This is a genomic window from Pseudochrobactrum kiredjianiae (assembly GCF_030362795.1).
GTDB classification, from domain to species: domain Bacteria; phylum Pseudomonadota; class Alphaproteobacteria; order Rhizobiales; family Rhizobiaceae; genus Pseudochrobactrum; species Pseudochrobactrum kiredjianiae.
This window is the reverse complement of sequence record NZ_JAUCBM010000005.1, coordinates 30,015-47,924: the sequence shown is the minus strand read 5'-3', so window position 1 is coordinate 47,924 and position 17,910 is coordinate 30,015. Positions and strand designations below refer to the sequence as shown.

The window sequence follows — 17,910 nt, the reverse complement described above, 5'->3', positions numbered from 1 at the left end:
ATTGAATAAACGCTTCAGGCAGAGTAAATCAGGCATATGAAAGTTAAAGACGCAGATATCCTCATCATTCCCGGCTACACCAATTCCGGTCCTGATCACTGGCAGACACGCTGGGAGAATAAGCTCTCCACAGCCCGTCGTGTGCAGCAAGCCGAATGGTCAAAGCCTGTCCGCGACGACTGGGTTGCCTCGCTCATCAAGCATGTTGAGGAAGCCACCAAGCCGGTCGTGCTGGTCGCGCACTCGTTAGGCGTGCCGACAGCTCTGCATGCACTTCCGCATATTAAAGACAAGGTTGTCGGCGGCTTCTTTGTTGCGCCGCCGGATGTACTGGATGAAACAATCCGCCCGAAACATCTGATGACCTTCGGCCCCTATCCGCGCGAGCGTCTGCCGTTTCCGGCAATTACAATTGCCAGCCGCAATGATCCGTTTTCGAAATATGAGGCGGCGGAAGATATTGCAGCGGCCTGGGGTTCGCTACTGATTGATGCCGGTGAAGCCGGTCATATCAATGCGGAATCAGGACATGGCCCTTGGCCGGAAGGCACTATGGTCTTCACACAGTTTCTATCCAAACTCTGAAACAAAAAAGCCGTTCATACTCTGAACGGCTTTTTATTATATTGTCACTCGTCCCACGCTTTCAGCATGGCTGCTGCACCCGCTGCCAGATAACCGCGATCTGAAGCCAGCGTTATAAAACGATAACCCAAGGCGTGATATCGTTTAGCAAAAGCGCTATCAGGGGCATAAATGCCAGCCAGCTTATTATGCGCTGCTGCCCTTTGAGAAATTTTTGTCAGCGGCTCCACAATATCTTCAGAGTATGGATTGGCTTCAAAACCATTACTCCAGGCAATTGAGAAATCTGCAGGTCCGACAAATACACCATCAATACCGTCAACAGCCAGAATCGCATCCAGCGCCTCATAGGCTGCACGGGTCTCAATCATCGCAAAGCTCAATGTCTGCTGATTGGCCGCCTGCAAATAGTCATGAGAACCAGGTTGCCCATAGCCGGCTCCACTGCGCAACGGGCCCCATGAACGCTCGCCAAGTGGCGGATATTTCATTGATGCAGCAAAGGCCTTAGCCTCATCCGTCGAGTTAATCATCGGCGCGATCACGGCATGAGCGCCAAAATCCAAAGCACGGCTGGCAGTATCGAAGCGGCCGACCGGAATGCGCACAACCACTGGCTTACCAGAAGCTTTTACAGCGCCAATCCCCTGACAAATCCCCTGCTCTGTGTGCGAGCCATGCTGCATATCCAGCGTGATGGCATCAAAGCCCAGAGCGCTGATGCTTTCCAGCAAGAGCGGATCAGAGATTGTACTCCATGCAGAGCGGATGGTTTCGCCGGAGCGTAAACGCTCAGCCAGAGAAAGTGATGTTGTCATGAATGCACCTGTATGTGTCTTATATTTCAGAATATTCCCGAAACCCGATCTTAAAGCGCAATAAAAACAACGTCCATGCCTTCCTGTTCAATGCCTAATAAAAAAGCCGCCCGGAATGTTCCGGACGGCTTCTCATAGATTCTATAAAGGCTGATTATTCAGCGCTGATTTGTTTGGCAGCTTCTTCCAGCAGATCCAGCAATTGTGCGCGCAATTCAGCATCACTGACATTCACGGATGCTGCGCTGAGATCACCGGCAACTTTACGGATAACATCTTCATCGCCGACTTCTTCAAAATCCGCACGCACAACTTCCATCGCATAGGCCTGTGCATCTTCGCCGGTTTTACCGAGTTTTTCTGCAGCCCAGAGACCGAGCAGCTTATTGCGTCGTGCAATGGCACGAAAACGCAAATCTTCGTCATGGGCAAATTTATTCTCGAAAGTATTACGACGTTCGTCCATTCCGCTCATAGGTCCCTCATATATCCGTTGTTTTGGCCGATGGTGACTGCTGTTTCAAATCTTCTCAGGCCACAAAATCACACCAAAGTGTATCGTTGCATTAGGCATATAGGGTTGACACAATGGCACAACCAGAGGCCACACACAGAAAAAGCATAAAACAATCGCTGAAAAACATCATCGCGGCATAAAGGATGATTGTTTAAACGTCTCATTTGCGCTAGGGAACGCAGACATTGCGGCTGCAGTGGCCGCTTCCTGAAACATCGGGATGAGACGGGACGTCTCAAAACGGTCTCAGCAAACCCCAGAGGTTCCTAAACCCCATGAATCGACGCCGCCGTATTTACGAAGGCAAGGCCAAGATCCTTTACGAAGGACCGGAGCCAGGCACTCTCATTCAGTTTTTCAAAGATGACGCCACCGCTTTCAATGCTAAGAAGCATGAAGTGATCGATGGCAAAGGAGTGCTGAACAACCGCATCTCCGAATACATCTTTACACAGTTGAACAAGATCGGCATTCCGACCCACTTCATCCGCCGCGTTAACATGCGCGAGCAGTTGATTAAAGAAGTCGAGATCATTCCGCTTGAAGTCGTCGTGCGCAATGTTGCAGCCGGCTCGCTTGCCAAGCGTCTGGGGATTGAAGAAGGCACCGTTCTGCCGCGTTCAATCATTGAATTCTACTACAAAGCCGATGCGCTTGATGACCCGATGGTCTCTGAAGAGCACATCACTGCCTTTGGCTGGGCCAGCCCTGCGGAACTCGATGATATTATGGCGCTTGCCATTCGTATCAACGACTTCCTCACCGGTCTGTTCCTCGGCGTCGGCATTCAGCTGGTCGATTTCAAAATCGAGTGCGGCCGTCTGTTCGAAGGTGACATGATGCGTGTGGTTCTGGCCGATGAAATTTCGCCGGACTCAGCCCGCCTCTGGGATGTCGCGACCAATGAGAAAATGGACAAAGACCGTTTCCGCCGCGATATGGGTGGTCTTGTTGAAGCCTATCAGGAAGTGGCACGCCGTCTCGGCATTATGAACGAGAACGAGCCGCCGCGCCCTTCCGGCCCGACACTGGTTAAATAAGTCAATTTCAGCCCGGGAAGTTTGCCGCTTTCCGGGCTGTGTGTTTCAGGCAGTATCTCAACCGGATACTGCGCATCTCCTCTTTTAAAATACAGGATAACAAAGTGATTAAGGCACGCGTCACCGTCACACTGAAAAACGGCGTTCTTGACCCTCAGGGTAAAGCTATTGTCGGCGCTCTCGGCAGCCTCGGCTTTGATGGCGTCAACTCTGTCCGTCAGGGCAAGGTTTTTGATGTTGTTCTTGAGACCGCAGATAAAGCACAGGCTGAAACCGAGCTGAAAGCCATGTGCGAAAAGCTTCTCGCCAATACGGTAATTGAAGATTACAGCTTCGATATCGCCTGATCTCTTTATTTTGGCGCAGTTCAGCGTCATATTTCAAAGAGTCATTGAAGCAGCTAAGGCATAAGCGAATAATCAGTTGCAAAACTGATTGCATTTTCGCTCTGACTCGTCTGAAACTGCATTGGATTTAAAGAGAGTAATCTGCATTATGAAATCAGCAGTTATCCTTCTTCCGGGTCTGAACCGCGACCGCGACATGATCGCCGCGCTGACCAAAATCGGCGGTAAAGCTCCGCAGACCGTGTGGCAGACCGATACCGAAATTCCTGATGTTGACCTGATCGTCATTCCCGGCGGTTTCTCCTATGGCGACTATCTGCGCTGCGGCGCGATTGCTGCCCGTATGCCGGTGATGCAGGCATTGCGTAAAAAGGCTGAAGCCGGTGTGCGCGTGATCGGTGTCTGTAACGGCTTCCAGATTCTGCTTGAAGCAGGCTTGCTACCGGGTGCGCTGATGCGCAACACATCGCTGAAATTTGTCTGCCGTGAAGTGAAGCTGGAAGTTGCCAACAACCAGACAGCGTTCACACGTGGCTATGAACAGGGTCAGATCATCCGCAGCCCTGTTGCCCATCATGACGGCAATTATTTTGCTGAAAGCGATGTGCTGAAATCGATTGAAGACAATGGTCAGGTTGTGTTCCGTTATGCGGAAGGCACCAATCCGAACGGTTCAGTCAATGACATTGCAGGTATTACCAATGCTCAGGGCAATATTCTTGGCATGATGCCGCATCCGGAAAACCTGATCGAACAGGCGCATGGCGGTACTGACGGGCGTGCATTGTTCGCATCTGCTCTGGAGCGCCTTGCTTCGTAAAAATGAAATTGCCCGCTTGAAGCTAGGATGCTGCGCGGGCATTTTCTGCATAACATGACAACAGCATAACGGGAGGAAGTACTATGAAGCTCTATAACAAGCCTTTATCACCTTACTGCGCCTTTATCCGCATTATTGCTGAGGTCAAAAATCTGCCCTTAAAACTGGTTGATGCACCTGCCGGACCACCGCTACCGGAAGAGTTTCGGGAAATCTCACCGATGCGCCGTATTCCGGTTCTGATTACCGGCTCGGGTGAGACCCTGTTCGAAGCCTCCGTTATTGCTGAATATCTGGAAGAACGCTTTCCTGAAAAGCCGATGCTGCCTGCCGATCCGAAAGACCGCGCACAGATTCGCATTATTATGCGCCTGCTCGATCTGGATGTTCTGCCGTCGATCATTCCGGTCTTGCTGGCTGGCCCTGCCAATCCGTTTCCGGGGGAAAAAACCACCAAAATCTTCAATCATGTGCGTCATGCGCTGAAAACCATTGAAGATCGTATTTCTTCCGGCCCTTACGCCCTTGGCGAAGATGTTACACTGGCGGATGCATGGCTGGCACCTACCCGTTATCTGCTGGAAAGCCTGCGTCGTTTCCCTGGTTTTGAAGCCATCTTGGAAGATTTCCCAAAGATTGAAGGCTATCAGACCAATGCACAGGGCATTCCTGAAATCGCATCTGTGCTGGGTGAAATGCACGATGCCAGAAAAGCGATAGCAAAAGCTGCAAGCTAATCAAACAAATCGGCAGAGCCTCATCATCATGTTCAGGCTCTGCCCACTTATAGTTCTCATATCATTCCTCTGCGGAGCTTAGTTTTTAATGAAATTGGCGCATGGTATTGTAATGGCTTTGTCCGCAGTTGCTCTCAGCGGATGTCTCGCGTCTAAAAAACCACCGCCTCCGGCAACAGGTAATGTTAGTCATACAGCCTTGGCAACCATGGAGCGCGTGGCGCTTGGTGCAAGGCAATGCTGGTTTAAATCCGGCGACCCTCAGTTTCGCCAATATACCCTTGCGCCGGAACTGGTTTCCTATACCGGCCGCCCGCGTATTCTCGTAGTCCCTGCAAAGAACCCGAATGACCGGCCTTTGCTGGTTGTACAGGCAGAAGGTAATCCGGGGCGCATGGAACGTTTCGGCCCGTTAATGCAAAGCCCGCTTGCGGAGCGCATCGAGCGCGATACAGCGCGCTGGGCGTCCGGCCAGCGAAGCTGCTAATAAAACAAAGCCAGCGAAGCTGCTAAAAGTTTAATAAGTATCACACCAATCACATATCCGAGCTCAGGCTCCCAGATCAAAGAAGACAGCGACACCGATATGGACAGCAAAAAGTCAATCCGTAATGATTACCCGATCACACCGGAACTGATTGCCGCGCACGGCCTCAAACCCGATGAATACCAGCGCATTCTTGACCTGATTGGTCGTGAGCCAAGCTTTACGGAGCTGGGTATTTTCTCAGCTATGTGGAACGAGCATTGCTCGTATAAATCCTCCAAGAAATGGCTGCGCACGTTGCCGACAACCGGCCCGCGCGTTATTCAGGGCCCGGGTGAAAATGCCGGTGTTGTTGATATTGACGACGGCGATTGCGTTGTTTTCAAAATGGAAAGCCACAACCACCCGTCTTACATCGAGCCTTATCAGGGCGCGGCGACCGGCGTTGGCGGCATCCTGCGTGACGTGTTCACCATGGGTGCCCGCCCTGTTGCAGCGATGAATGCGCTGCGCTTTGGTGCGCCTGAACACCCTAAGACCCGTCACCTCGTTTCCGGTGTTGTTTCCGGCGTTGGCGGTTACGGCAATGCATTCGGCGTACCAACTGTTGGTGGTGAAGTAGAATTCGACGCCCGTTACAACGGCAATATCCTCGTCAATGCTTTTGCAGCCGGTCTCGCAAAATCCGATGCGATTTTCTATTCCAAAGCGGAAGGCGTTGGTCTGCCGGTCGTTTATCTCGGTGCAAAAACCGGTCGTGACGGCGTTGGCGGCGCGACCATGGCATCGGCTGAGTTTGATGAATCGATAGATGAAAAGCGCCCGACCGTTCAGGTTGGTGATCCTTTTACCGAAAAGTGTTTGCTTGAAGCCTGCCTTGAGCTGATGGCTTCCGGTGCAGTTATCGCCATTCAGGATATGGGCGCTGCCGGTCTCACCTGCTCCGCCGTTGAAATGGGCGCCAAAGGCGATCTCGGCATTGAGCTGAATCTCGACACCGTACCGGTGCGCGAAGAGCAGATGTCTGCCTATGAAATGATGCTCTCGGAAAGCCAGGAACGCATGCTGATGGTGCTGCGTCCGGAACAGGAAGCAGAAGCACAGGCGATCTTCAAAAAGTGGGGTCTGGATTTTGCAATCGTTGGTAAAACCACCGATGATCTGCGTTTCCGCGTCTTCCATCAGGGCGAACAGGTTGCCGATCTGCCGATTAAAGAACTCGGTGATGAGGCTCCGGAATATGATCGTCCGTGGACACCGGCTGTTGCGCCAAAAGCGCTTGCTGCCGATGATGTACCTTCAGCCGATATTGCAGACAGCCTGATCAAGCTACTCAACTCTGCCAATGGTTCATCCCGCCGCTGGGTTTATGAACAATATGACACGCTGATTCAGGGCAATTCCCTGCAATTGCCAGGTGGCGATGCCGGTGTGATCCGCGTTGAAGGTCATGAAACCAAAGCTCTGGCTTTCTCCTCCGACGTAACACCGCGTTATGTGGAAGCAGATCCGTTTGAAGGCGGCAAGCAGGCTGTTGCCGAATGCTGGCGCAACCTAACAGCAACCGGCGCAACACCACTTGCTTCAACCGACAACCTCAATTTCGGTAATCCTGAGCGCCCTGAAATCATGAGCCAGCTGGTTCATGCAATCAAAGGTATCGGCGAAGCCTGCCGCGTGCTGGAATTCCCGATCGTTTCCGGTAACGTCTCGCTCTACAACGAAACCAATGGTCAGGGCATTCTGCCGACACCGACCATCGGCGGCGTTGGCCTGATCAAAGACTGGTCGAAAATGGCACGCATCCGTTTTGCGGGTGAAGGCGAAGCCATTCTGCTTGCTGGCGCACCGGAAGGCTGGGGCACACATATTGCCCAGTCCGCCTATATGCGTGACGTTCACAACCGCATCGACGGCCCTGCTCCGCATGTTGATCTCGCGCATGAAAAAGCGACCGGTGACTTCGTTCGCAGCCTGATTGAAGATGGTCTGGTGACAGCTGTTCACGATTGCTCATCGGGCGGTCTGGCACAGGCTGTTGCTGAAATGGCCATCAAAGGCGAAATCGGCGCAACCATCAATGAACCAGCGGCACATAATCCAGTTCTCACTTTCTTCGGTGAAGATCAGGGACGCTATGTGCTGACTGTGACCGAAGGCAATCTGTCGCAGGTACAGAGCCGTGCAGAAAAAGCCGGTATTTCAACACCTTTGATCGGCCGTACCGGCGGTAAATCTGTTATTCTTGGTTCGGCAAAGCCTGTATCTGTTGAACAGTTGCATCAGGCCTATGAATCATGGTTCCCTGACTATATGAACGGCGAAATCTGATACTAGATTTTAATAACGGTTAATAACGAAGCCTGCGTCTTGAAACACCGAGACGCAGGCTCCAATTTAAATACGTATCCCCAAACGGTAAAACCATTTTGGACAAGATACGCGCTCAAACAAAAACAGAGCGGGCGCGGTAGAAAACATTGACCGCGATACGCTCTGATCAGAAAAAATGCTCTCGGAGGATTTTAATATGGCTATGGCACCTGGTGATATTGAAGACATGATCAAGGCAGGCATTCCCGGCGCTGTTGTCAGCATCCGCGACCTTGCCGGAGACGGTGATCATTACGCTGCCGAAGTCGTAGCGGAAGCCTTTCGCGGTAAGACCCGCGTTCAGCAGCATCAGATGGTTTATGACGCGCTCGGCGGCAATATGGGCGGCGTTTTGCACGCACTCGCTCTGCAGACCCGCGCACCGGAATAAGAAAACTGCTTCGCGTTATGGAAAATCGCTTCCGTTTCGCTCATAAAGCAGTAAAATCTAAGACAAGTTTACTTCAAGTCTAAACCGGCGGAATTTGTCCCGCCGGTAATGAAAGGATCCTTCCATGAGCGGCATCAATGCGCTTATCGATAATGAAGTCAAAAATAACGATGTTGTACTTTTCCTGAAAGGCACACCGGATTTCCCGCAATGCGGTTTCTCCGGTCAGGTTGTTCAGGTTCTGGACTATATCGGCGTTGATTACAAAGGCATCAATGTTCTGGCTTCTGACGAAATGCGTCAGGGCATTAAAGAATATTCCAACTGGCCAACCATTCCTCAGCTTTACGTTAAGGGTGAGTTCATTGGCGGTTGTGACATTATTCGTGAAATGTTTCAGGCCGGTGAATTGCAGGCTCTGTTGACCGAAAAAGGCATTGCTACCAAAGCTGCCTGATTTAAACTTCGGACTACACAAAAACGTGATATCAAAAAACGGCAGAATTTCTGCCGTTTTTTTCATTTAAACTATTAAATAGAATTTATCATTCCGGCCAGATTGCGCTCTGCGTAAATCCCTATATGTTGGAATATACCGGTTTATATGACTGCTTCGCAGAAAATCCGGGTTTTACAACCCACGGATACAGCGAACAGTTTATCCGGATTAAACATTTTCAAACAGTATTTAACTGCAGCACCGCCTTTAAACGGGTGCGTCTTAATGCTGCGATTGAATGCTTCCCTGATGTTTCAGGCAACAAAATTGCGAACGCCCCTGCAACCATTTTTGAGGTTGCACGGCTTTCGCCACCTCCAGAGTTCAGCTGATAACGGGCTGTTTTTGCCTGTCGCTGTTCAGAATATTTCTGCTCCGTAATAAACCGGTTTCGGCTGTTTGCGGAGTATCGCTTCAGTCTCCGGCCAAGACAATATCAGTACAGATATTGCCATCATCAAGCTGCTGGTGCTGATCCGCAAATATATTTTTCCGGCATTATTTCTGGCCGGATAAGGCATGATAACAAATGAAAAGTGAATTCCCCGCAGGTGTAGCATCTGCATCCGGCAAACAAGCTACTGACGGATTTAAACTATCCAAGGTAGAATTTATTGCCCTCATCGCAGCGCTGATGGCGATCAATGCTCTGGCCATTGATGTCATGCTGCCTGCTCTGTCAGAAATCGGCTCATCTCTTGGTGTTCTCACACCAAACCATCACCAATATGTCGTTACAGTCTATCTGTTCGGTTTTGCTATCTCGCAGCTATTTTATGGCCCGATCAGTGATCGTTTTGGTCGTAAAAAACCGCTGCTGATCGGTATTGGTATCTATATCGTCACTTCGCTGGCCTGCGTCTGGGTGCCTGAATTCAATATGCTGCTGGCCTTGCGCTTCCTGCAAGGTATCGGTGCCGCGGCAACCCGCGTCATGACAGTCTCTATTGTCCGCGACCGCTATTCCGGCCGCGCTATGGCTGAAATTATGTCGCTGGCAATGATGGTCTTTATGATTGTGCCAGTAATTGCACCAGCAACCGGTGAAGTCATTCTGTTCTTCTCCGAATGGCATATGATCTTCGGCTTCATGGCCTTTTTTGCCTGTGCAATCGGCTTTTGGGCTTACGCCCGTATGCCGGAAACACTTGCACCGGAAAACCGTCGCCCGTTCACAGCCAAGTCTGTTATCAGCGGTTTTGGCATTGTGATCGGCAATCGTGTGGCATTCTGCTACACGCTGGCTGCATCTTTCATGCTCGGCTCGCTGTTCGGCTTCATCAACTCAGCCCAGCAGATTTATGTCGGCATTTATGATCTGGGCCGTGGCTTTCCGCTGGCATTTGCCGCTGTTGCAGCTTTCATGGCGCTGTCGGCCTTCCTCAACTCGCGCATGGTTGGCCGCTACGGGATGCGACGTATTTCGCAAACGCTGCTGATTACATTTATCAGCCTCAGCCTGTTGCTGTTTTTGTTATCGGCATTTCTTGATGGTCCGGTGCCGTTTCCGATTTATATCGTGATCTTCGCCTTGATCATGTTCTGCTTCGGCTCAATCGGCGGTAACTTCAATGCCTTGGCCATGGAACCGCTCGGTCAAGTTGCAGGAACCGCCTCGTCGGTGCTGGGCTTCGTACAATCACTAACCGGTGCTGCTATTGGCATGCTGATAGGCCAGTCCTTCAACGGCACAACAGTTCCGATGGCTCTCGGCTATTTCATCGTCGGTGCCATTGCGATGATTTTTGTACTGATCGCGGAAAAGGGACAATTGTTCCGTGCGGTTTCTCCGTCACCACAGCATGTGATTGAGAAATGATACGAATAAAAACGCCCGCTTAAAGCGCATCCCGAAAAGTGGAAACCGGTTTTCGGATAAGATGCGCGTAACAGCAAATTGATAGAGCATTTCCAATGGTTTAATTTAAACTGGAAATGCTCTAGCGGCCACTTTTTTTTATAAATGATAACAGTTACTTCTGCCACAGCGCCTGCTTGATCGCCTTCCAGCTATCTGCATCCGGCGCGACAATCAAACCACCATCCACATGACCCGGCTTATAGGCACTGCCGTCGAGCCGTGCGGTATAGCCACCGGCCTCCTGATGGATCAGATTGCCAGGCAGATGATCCCAAGGCATCAGCTTGTTATAAACCGCGAAATGCGCAAAACCGGTAGCAATCACACGATATTCATGCGCTGCACAGCGATAGCCGAGATGCGAGAGAAATTTCGCCTGATTACCGGCAACCAGCGTGCGATCCGGCTCCGGCAAATATTGCCATGACACGCAACCAGTCATCTGGTTCAATGGCGGAGCATCAGCAACACGCACTTTATGTTCACTGCCATCGGCACGGCGGACATAACTGCCGGCGCCTTTAACGCCGATCAGCCAGTCACGCCCCATCGGGTCATAGATGATACCGGCAACGGTCTCACCTTTGATATTCACGGAAAGCATGACACCAAACAGCGGCACACCCGATGCGAAATTAAACGTGCCATCCACCGGATCAATGGTAAATGCCAGATCAGCCGTGCTCAATCCATCCAGCAAAACCGGATTATCACTGCATGCTTCCTCACCCACAATCATCGCACCGGCAAAACGCTCGCGTAGAGCAGCCGCGATAACCTTTTCCGAATTGATATCAGCCTCAGTGACCAGATCAGCAGCCGAGGTTTTCTGGCGAATATCACTGCTGTCCAACCGGCGAAAACGCGGCAGAATTTCAGTATCAGCGGTCGAACTGAGCAAATCAGCCAGCCAGTTAATCTCGTGATGATCAAACATAGTCTGCTTCCGTTATTCTTCTGAGGGAGATATGTGTTCCGGTGCTACCAGTGACGCAAAGTCAAAAATCTTACGATCCAGCAAATGGCTCGGTCGCACATTGGCCAGCGCGCGGATCATCGTATCTTTACGACCTGGCATACGCTTTTCAATATCGGTCAGCATGGCCTTCATCATATTGCGCTGCAAGCCGTCCTGACTGCCGCAGAGATCGCAAGGGATGATCGGGAATTCCATCGCTGTGGCGAGTTTTGCCAGATCATCTTCCGCTGCATAGGCTAATGGGCGCAAGACCAGCAAATCGCCCTCATCATTGAGCAGTTTCGGCGGCATTGAAGCCAGACGACCACCATGAAAGAAATTCATGAAAAAGGTTTCGAGAATATCTTCGCGGTGATGACCAAGCACCAGCGCCGAGCACCCCTCTTCACGCGCAACGCGGTAGAGATTACCACGGCGCAAACGCGAACAAAGCGCACAATAGGTTTGAGTTTCCGGCACCTTATCCGTCACGATCGAATAGGTATCTTGATATTCAATACGGTGTGGTATCTGATTTTTGGTCAGATAATCCGGCAAAATATGTTTCGGAAAATTCGGCTGTCCCTGATCGAGATTGCAGGCAATCAGATCGGCCGGCAGCAAACCACGCCATTTCAGATCAAGCAGCAGAGCCAAGAGGCCATAGGAATCCTTGCCGCCAGAAAGCGCAACCAACCAACGATCGCCCGGACGCACCATGGCGAAATCATCCATCGCCTGACGGGTCTGGCGCAGCAAACGCTTACGCAGCTTGTTGAAGCCCACCGAGGACGGCACATTGCGGAACAGCGGATGACAACCATCGCCGCCCATATCCTCATCACTCATGGATGCATAATCATCCAGTTCCTGACTGATACCAGAAACCGGCGCGGATTGTTCTGCTTTATCCTGCACGGTTGAGGTTGTGCCGCCATTCAGCGTGGTGTCGTGAATATTCATAGATATCTCTGCTGCAAAAACTGCTGTTAAAGTACAATTCCTTAAACTAGGATCAGTTTAAGGAATTGTACTTTAATTTTTAAGTGCTCGAGCGACCTTTGTGTGCCAAGTCTGGCACACGGCGCTCGATAGCATCGAATAAAGCGAACCGTCCCTGATCGCAACAAAGAAGCGGCTTTTCAGCCGCCTCTTCAATTATAAATCGTTATTTCCTGAGCCTGTTATATTTTTTCATCACTTCAACAAGCCGGTCATGTGGAAGTGCGTAAGAGATATTATCATCCCGCCCTTTCATTGTTTCCGCAGCAATCATCGCATTGATAATCGCTTCTTCCGTAGCCAAGGCTGTGGCATGAATAAGCGGATCCATTTTATGATTGGAGACCATCTCCAACTGGCTGTTTGTTTCTCGGCTATAGGCATCAGGATTGGCCGTTGAGAAGGCAATGAAAATATCTCCGCTGCCATTGGCACCAAAACCACCGACACGGCCAAGACCGACGGAGACACGGCGAGTCAACCGCTTGAGTTGATGCGGCAACAGCGGCGCATCCGTTGCCACGACAACGATAATCGAGCCGCTCTCTTCACGTGTCCAGGATGTATCCTGCATCAGCTCGGTGATTTCCTCACCAACCGGCACACCGGCAATCATCAGATCCTGCCGTCTGCCGAAATTGCCCTGTACCAGCACACCAACAGTATAATCGCCTTCATCTTCACTCAGCTTGCGCGATGAAGTGCCGGTACCACCTTTAAAATGAAACAGATTCATGCCGGTGCCGCCGCCGACATTACCTTCAGCAATTTTGCCACCCGTTGCACTATCCAGCGCGGCATAGACATGCTCTTTCTTCACATGCATGCCGTTGATATCGTTGAGGATACCGTCCCATGTTTCAGCAACCACCGGCAGCAGCCAGTACAAGTCCTTGAAATGCGGCCCTGTCAGATTATTATCAATCAACCAAGACACCACGGAATCTCGCACCACACCCACACTATGCGTATTGGTGATCGCTATCGGCCCTTCGAGAAAACCGCTCTCCTCAATCCATGTCGTACCGGTCATCTCGCCATTACCGTTGAAAGATGTCCAGCCGGCAAAAACCGGATTAAATGTCTTTCCGCGCGGCAGAATAGCCGTGACACCGGTGCGCGCAGGCCCTTTGCCGGTTTCAAGCTTGCCCTCGCCCTCGATAATCGTCGAATAACCGACGGTCACGCCTTCAACATCGGTAATGGCGTTATTCGGGCCTGTTGTGCCTGTAAACGGAATACCGAGATCGCGTGCGCGCGGTTTATGCGATGTGCTTGTCATTAATAATTTCCATATTCTGCAATCCAACGATTTCAGCCAAGGCAGGAGCCACCTCAGCACGAAACTGTTACAGACAAAAACAGCGTCTTTGTCCTGATTTTTGAGAACCCTCCGTGGCGGTATGTCGTCATGCTCCCCGATACCGCCTAGAGCATAATTCCTTTTAAGGAAAAATTATGCTCTAATTTTAAAGTGTTAGAGCGACCTTTGTGTGCCAAGTATGGCACACGGCGCTCTAGAGCATATAAGCACCGCAAATTTATCCGCGCAATTGCTTTCATCCCGCCGCTGCCCGCAGGTTTATGTCATCATCGCTATGTTGGGGAGAGATAAGTAGAGCGGCAGTTCATGCGCGCGGAAACAATTAGAATAAAAAATACAAAAATGCCCTGCCGCTCACTTATTTTGGCGCGCAGGGCTTTTGATTGGGGTTCATCCCATTATGCCGGTAGTCATTCGCCGACAAGTTTTCAAACATCTGCCATGAAAGCAGTTTATTTGCAGTAGAGATAAATTGTTGCTCTTTCAGTAAAACCACACTTCAACTTTCATTTGTGACAGTCAGGTTCCGAACCGCAGATATGGCATTCAGCCATAATTTTCAGAACCGTACCACTTTCAGCAAATCCGAAACTGCGTCATCTGTTGCCGAAGCATTCAGACAGGTAAATTCCGTCATTGACCATTCTATTCAAACTATTTTTCAGATAGCTCTTTTAGAAATCCGGTAGTCTCAGAAAAAACATTAATTTTCGACGATAAAATATCGTCATGCATGGTCAGGTGGACTCATCCTTATATTCCTCCTGTTTGCGCGCAGAACAGAATAGTTTCCTGTCTGGGCTTCTGCCCGTCTTCAGCAATTCGGGACTGGTAGCCCCTTTCCTCCGCTGGAGCTGAAGACAGTTTCAGTGTGCTCCCCGTAAGCCTGACCGTCAACTCACAGCTTTTCACATTATATTACATCATTATTTGATGAGCTTAGATTAGAAATACCAGTTCCCTCACCTCAGTTTCAGAATCTGACTGGACTTAGGTTCATATTTTGTTCTATAAATCACATCAAAGCAAAGAATGGTCTGCATGAGTCCTCTTACAGGTCAGTGCAGGATCATTCTTATGTAAATCCGGCCAATATTGAGTTTAAGCAGAGCGCACCTATATAAATGTCTGAGTTTCGGCTGCAGACAGCGTAACCCCTGCTTGTCTGATTTAACCGGCCAATTGTTATGCATCCAACGCAGGCACAATGCTGATGAGCGATCAAAAATTTATCTCCATTCGCGGCGCCCGCGAACATAATCTGAAAAATATTGACATCGATCTGCCTCGTGACAAGCTGATCGTCATGACCGGTCTATCCGGCTCGGGTAAATCGTCGCTCGCTTTCGATACGATCTATGCGGAAGGTCAGCGTCGTTATGTCGAAAGTCTCTCAGCTTATGCGCGCCAGTTTTTGGAGATGATGCAAAAGCCGGATGTCGACCAGATTGATGGTCTGTCTCCTGCTATTTCCATTGAGCAGAAAACCACCAGCCGCAATCCGCGCTCAACGGTCGGTACTGTCACCGAGATTTACGATTATCTGCGCCTGCTCTATGCGCGTGTCGGTATTCCTTATTCCCCTGCAACCGGCCTGCCGATCGAGAGCCAGACAGTCAGCCAGATGGTTGACCGCGTTATGACCTTTGAAGAAGGCACCCGCCTCTTTATTATGGCGCCAATTGTGCGCGGCCGTAAGGGTGAATACCGTAAAGAACTGGCTGAGTTGCAGAAAAAAGGCTTCCAGCGCGTCAAGATTGACGGCGAATTCTATGAAATCGCCGATGCACCGGTACTGGACAAGAAATACAAGCACGATATTGATGTGGTGGTCGACCGCGTTGTGGTGCGCCCTGATCTCGCTTCACGTCTGGCAGACAGTCTGGAAACCTGTCTGCAACTGGCTGAAGGTCTGGCCATTGCTGAATTCGCAGACAAGCCGCTGCCACCGGAAGCAACCGCAGCAGACAGCGTCAATAAATCAAAGAATGAGACCCATGAGCGCGTGTTGTTCTCGGAGAAGTTCGCTTGTCCTGTCTCCGGCTTTACCATTGCCGAGATCGAGCCGCGCCTGTTCTCCTTCAACAACCCGTTTGGTGCCTGCCCGACCTGCGATGGTCTTGGCTCACAGCAGGCAATTGACCCAAATTTGATTGTGCCGGATGAAACTCTGCGCATGAAAGACGGGGCAATCGCGCCTTGGGCAAAATCCTCATCGCCTTATTATAATCAGACTTTGGAAGCGCTGGGCAAAGCCTTTGGTTTCAAACTGACAGATAAGTGGCAGGATTTGAGTGAAGATGCCAAAAAAGCTGTGCTTCATGGCACCAAGGGTAAAGAAATTACCTTTGTCTATAAGGACAGCTCACGTTCTTACGAAACCACTAAGACGTTTGAAGGTGTTATTCCTAATTTGCAACGCCGTTGGAAGGAGACGGACTCCAACTGGTCGCGTGAAGAGATTGAGCGCTATATGTCGGCCACGCCTTGTCCGGCTTGCGCAGGCTATCGTCTGAAACCGGAAGCATTGGCGGTTAAAGTCGGCAAGATGCATATCGGCCAGCTGACAGAAATGTCGATCCGCAATGCTGACCAGTGGTTCAGCACCATCGACCAGCAATTCAATGACAAGCAGAACGAAATTGCTGCTCGTATTCTGAAAGAAATCCGTGAACGCCTGCGCTTCCTCAACGATGTCGGACTGGATTATCTGTCACTGTCGCGTAATTCCGGCACCCTGTCTGGTGGTGAAAGCCAGCGTATTCGTCTGGCCTCGCAGATCGGCTCCGGTCTCACCGGCGTTCTCTATGTGCTTGATGAGCCATCCATTGGCTTGCATCAGCGCGACAATGCCCGTCTGCTCGACACACTGCGTCATCTACGTGATCTCGGCAATACCGTGATTGTGGTTGAGCATGATGAAGATGCTATTCTCACTGCCGACTATGTCGTTGATATTGGTCCGGCTGCAGGTGTTCATGGTGGTCAGATTATTGCTAAGGGCACGCCGTCCGAAGTGATAAACAATCCAAATTCGATCACCGGCAAATATCTGTCCGGCGCATTGCAGGTTATGGTTCCCGCAGAACGCCGCAAGATCACCAAATCCAAGCGTATTAAAGTTGTTGGTGCCCGTGCCAATAATCTTAAAAACGTAACAGGTGAAATTCCGCTCGGCACTTTCACAGCTGTAACCGGAGTATCCGGTGGCGGTAAGTCCACCTTCCTGATTGAAACCCTGTATAAAGCTGCCTCACGCAAAATCATGGGCTCCCGCGAACATCCGGCCGAACATGACCGGATTGAAGGTCTGGAACTGCTCGACAAGGTGATTGATATTGATCAGTCACCAATCGGCCGCACACCGCGTTCCAACCCAGCAACCTATACCGGTGCTTTCACCCCAATCCGCGACTGGTTTGCCGGTCTGCCGGAAGCCAAGACACGTGGCTATCAGCCTGGCCGTTTCTCATTCAACGTCAAAGGCGGACGCTGTGAAGCCTGTCAGGGTGACGGTGTTATCAAGATTGAAATGCACTTTCTGCCCGATGTTTACGTGACTTGCGATGTCTGTAACGGCAAACGCTATAATCGTGAAACACTGGAAGTTCTGTTTAAAGGCAAAAGCATCGCCGATGTTCTTGATATGACGGTTGAAGAAGGCGTAGAGTTCTTCTCTGCGGTGCCGAGTATCCGTGACAAGATGGAAACCCTGCACCGTGTCGGCCTCGGCTATATTAAGATCGGCCAGCAGGCGACCACCCTCTCCGGTGGTGAAGCCCAGCGTGTTAAGCTTGCTAAAGAACTGTCCCGTCGCGCAACCGGCAAGACATTGTATATTCTTGATGAGCCGACAACCGGCCTGCATTTCCATGACGTTGCCAAACTTCTGGAAGTGCTGCATGAACTGGTCGATCAGGGTAATACGGTTGCCGTGATTGAGCACAATCTCGAAGTCATCAAAACCGCTGACTGGGTGCTCGATCTGGGACCGGAAGGCGGTGATGGTGGCGGTGAAATCGTTGCGGTTGGTCGGCCGGAAGATATTGTGGCCGAACCGCGCTCTTATACCGGCCATTTCCTCAAAGAACTGCTGGAACGCCGTCCGGACGGAAAAACACTGGCTGCTGAATAAAAAGCAGCGCAAAATG

17 protein-coding genes are annotated in these 17,910 nt (G+C 50.8%); 12 read left to right on the top strand and 5 right to left on the bottom strand.

Translation table 11 applies throughout. The features are described from left to right. The first annotated feature begins 36 nt into the window (after positions 1–36). Entirely contained in the window at positions 37–585 is a 549-nt protein-coding gene (locus QUF18_RS11505; RefSeq protein WP_289387248.1) for an RBBP9/YdeN family alpha/beta hydrolase, read from the top strand. A gap of 44 nt (positions 586–629) precedes the next feature. On the opposite strand, the gene QUF18_RS11500 is transcribed toward QUF18_RS11505, so the two are convergent. After that, positions 630–1,403, bottom strand: a complete 774-nt coding sequence (locus QUF18_RS11500) for an HpcH/HpaI aldolase family protein (protein ID WP_289387247.1) — start codon at positions 1,401–1,403, stop codon at positions 630–632. 154 nt (positions 1,404–1,557) lie between these two features. Beyond that, positions 1,558–1,878, bottom strand: a complete 321-nt coding sequence (locus QUF18_RS11495) for a DUF1476 domain-containing protein (RefSeq protein ID WP_289387246.1) — start codon at positions 1,876–1,878, stop codon at positions 1,558–1,560. 317 nt (positions 1,879–2,195) lie between these two features. On the opposite strand from QUF18_RS11495, the gene purC reads away from it, so the two are divergent. The 10 genes from purC (at position 2,196) to QUF18_RS11445 (ending at position 10,433) form a co-directional block, all read left to right on the top strand. Then, a complete protein-coding gene (purC, locus tag QUF18_RS11490) occupies positions 2,196–2,960 on the top strand; it encodes a phosphoribosylaminoimidazolesuccinocarboxamide synthase (RefSeq protein ID WP_113944938.1) in 765 nt (254 codons plus the stop codon). A 104-nt stretch (positions 2,961–3,064) separates the two neighbouring features. Continuing rightward, positions 3,065–3,307, top strand: a complete 243-nt coding sequence (gene purS / locus QUF18_RS11485) for a phosphoribosylformylglycinamidine synthase subunit PurS (protein ID WP_289387245.1) — start codon at positions 3,065–3,067, stop codon at positions 3,305–3,307. Positions 3,308–3,455: 148 nt separating this feature from the next. Next, positions 3,456–4,127, top strand: coding sequence for a phosphoribosylformylglycinamidine synthase subunit PurQ (gene purQ / locus QUF18_RS11480; protein ID WP_289387244.1), 672 nt, complete (start codon positions 3,456–3,458; stop codon positions 4,125–4,127). Positions 4,128–4,210: 83 nt separating this feature from the next. Then, positions 4,211–4,864, top strand: a complete 654-nt coding sequence (locus QUF18_RS11475; RefSeq protein ID WP_289387243.1) for a glutathione S-transferase family protein — start codon at positions 4,211–4,213, stop codon at positions 4,862–4,864. Positions 4,865–4,952: 88 nt separating this feature from the next. Further along, positions 4,953–5,351 carry a hypothetical protein gene (locus QUF18_RS11470; RefSeq protein ID WP_289387242.1) on the top strand — a complete coding sequence of 133 codons (399 nt, stop codon included), beginning with the start codon at positions 4,953–4,955 and terminating at the stop codon, positions 5,349–5,351. Positions 5,352–5,450: 99 nt separating this feature from the next. Further along, on the top strand, positions 5,451–7,682 hold the full coding sequence (gene purL, locus QUF18_RS11465) for a phosphoribosylformylglycinamidine synthase subunit PurL (protein ID WP_289387241.1): 2,232 nt from the start codon (positions 5,451–5,453) through the stop codon (positions 7,680–7,682). 199 nt (positions 7,683–7,881) lie between these two features. Next, complete coding sequence (locus QUF18_RS11460; protein ID WP_022711527.1) at positions 7,882–8,115, top strand: BolA/IbaG family iron-sulfur metabolism protein; 234 nt, start codon at positions 7,882–7,884, stop codon at positions 8,113–8,115. 124 nt (positions 8,116–8,239) lie between these two features. Further along, positions 8,240–8,572 (top strand): Grx4 family monothiol glutaredoxin, encoded by a 333-nt coding sequence (grxD, locus tag QUF18_RS11455; RefSeq protein WP_289387240.1) that lies wholly within the window; start codon positions 8,240–8,242, stop codon positions 8,570–8,572. Between the two features lie 125 nt (positions 8,573–8,697). Next, the gene (locus QUF18_RS11450; protein ID WP_289387239.1) at positions 8,698–8,946 is read left to right on the top strand and encodes a hypothetical protein; all 249 of its coding nucleotides are present in this window, start codon (positions 8,698–8,700) and stop codon (positions 8,944–8,946) included. A gap of 197 nt (positions 8,947–9,143) precedes the next feature. Next, positions 9,144–10,433 (top strand): multidrug effflux MFS transporter, encoded by a 1,290-nt coding sequence (locus tag QUF18_RS11445; protein WP_289387238.1) that lies wholly within the window; start codon positions 9,144–9,146, stop codon positions 10,431–10,433. Between the two features lie 154 nt (positions 10,434–10,587). Here the strand turns inward: QUF18_RS11445 and QUF18_RS11440 are convergent, their stop codons facing one another. The 3 genes from QUF18_RS11440 to QUF18_RS11430 form a co-directional block, all read right to left on the bottom strand. Then, positions 10,588–11,412, bottom strand: coding sequence for an inositol monophosphatase family protein (locus QUF18_RS11440; RefSeq protein WP_289387237.1), 825 nt, complete (start codon positions 11,410–11,412; stop codon positions 10,588–10,590). Between the two features lie 12 nt (positions 11,413–11,424). Then, positions 11,425–12,282 (bottom strand): tRNA 2-thiocytidine(32) synthetase TtcA, encoded by an 858-nt coding sequence (ttcA, locus tag QUF18_RS11435; protein WP_289387528.1) that lies wholly within the window; start codon positions 12,280–12,282, stop codon positions 11,425–11,427. A gap of 319 nt (positions 12,283–12,601) precedes the next feature. Further along, positions 12,602–13,717 carry a DmpA family aminopeptidase gene (locus QUF18_RS11430; RefSeq protein WP_289387236.1) on the bottom strand — a complete coding sequence of 372 codons (1,116 nt, stop codon included), beginning with the start codon at positions 13,715–13,717 and terminating at the stop codon, positions 12,602–12,604. A 1,255-nt stretch (positions 13,718–14,972) separates the two neighbouring features. Here QUF18_RS11430 and uvrA point away from each other — a divergent pair. Then, positions 14,973–17,894 carry an excinuclease ABC subunit UvrA gene (gene uvrA, locus QUF18_RS11425; protein WP_289387235.1) on the top strand — a complete coding sequence of 974 codons (2,922 nt, stop codon included), beginning with the start codon at positions 14,973–14,975 and terminating at the stop codon, positions 17,892–17,894. Positions 17,895–17,910: the final 16 nt, after the last annotated feature.

Coding starts and splice junctions, on each gene's coding strand:
- QUF18_RS11460 (WP_022711527.1), top strand. CDS start 7,882: ATGGCTATGGCACCTGGTGATATTGAAGACATGATCAAGGCAGGCATT.
- QUF18_RS11440 (WP_289387237.1), bottom strand. CDS start 11,412: ATGTTTGATCATCACGAGATTAACTGGCTGGCTGATTTGCTCAGTTCG.
- QUF18_RS11445 (WP_289387238.1), top strand. CDS start 9,144: ATGAAAAGTGAATTCCCCGCAGGTGTAGCATCTGCATCCGGCAAACAA.
- purL (WP_289387241.1), top strand. CDS start 5,451: ATGGACAGCAAAAAGTCAATCCGTAATGATTACCCGATCACACCGGAA.
- ttcA (WP_289387528.1), bottom strand. CDS start 12,282: ATGAGTGATGAGGATATGGGCGGCGATGGTTGTCATCCGCTGTTCCGC.
- grxD (WP_289387240.1), top strand. CDS start 8,240: ATGAGCGGCATCAATGCGCTTATCGATAATGAAGTCAAAAATAACGAT.
- QUF18_RS11475 (WP_289387243.1), top strand. CDS start 4,211: ATGAAGCTCTATAACAAGCCTTTATCACCTTACTGCGCCTTTATCCGC.
- QUF18_RS11450 (WP_289387239.1), top strand. CDS start 8,698: ATGTTGGAATATACCGGTTTATATGACTGCTTCGCAGAAAATCCGGGT.
- QUF18_RS11495 (WP_289387246.1), bottom strand. CDS start 1,878: ATGAGCGGAATGGACGAACGTCGTAATACTTTCGAGAATAAATTTGCC.
- uvrA (WP_289387235.1), top strand. CDS start 14,973: ATGAGCGATCAAAAATTTATCTCCATTCGCGGCGCCCGCGAACATAAT.
- purC (WP_113944938.1), top strand. CDS start 2,196: ATGAATCGACGCCGCCGTATTTACGAAGGCAAGGCCAAGATCCTTTAC.
- QUF18_RS11505 (WP_289387248.1), top strand. CDS start 37: ATGAAAGTTAAAGACGCAGATATCCTCATCATTCCCGGCTACACCAAT.
- QUF18_RS11500 (WP_289387247.1), bottom strand. CDS start 1,403: ATGACAACATCACTTTCTCTGGCTGAGCGTTTACGCTCCGGCGAAACC.
- purQ (WP_289387244.1), top strand. CDS start 3,456: ATGAAATCAGCAGTTATCCTTCTTCCGGGTCTGAACCGCGACCGCGAC.
- QUF18_RS11430 (WP_289387236.1), bottom strand. CDS start 13,717: ATGACAAGCACATCGCATAAACCGCGCGCACGCGATCTCGGTATTCCG.
- QUF18_RS11470 (WP_289387242.1), top strand. CDS start 4,953: ATGAAATTGGCGCATGGTATTGTAATGGCTTTGTCCGCAGTTGCTCTC.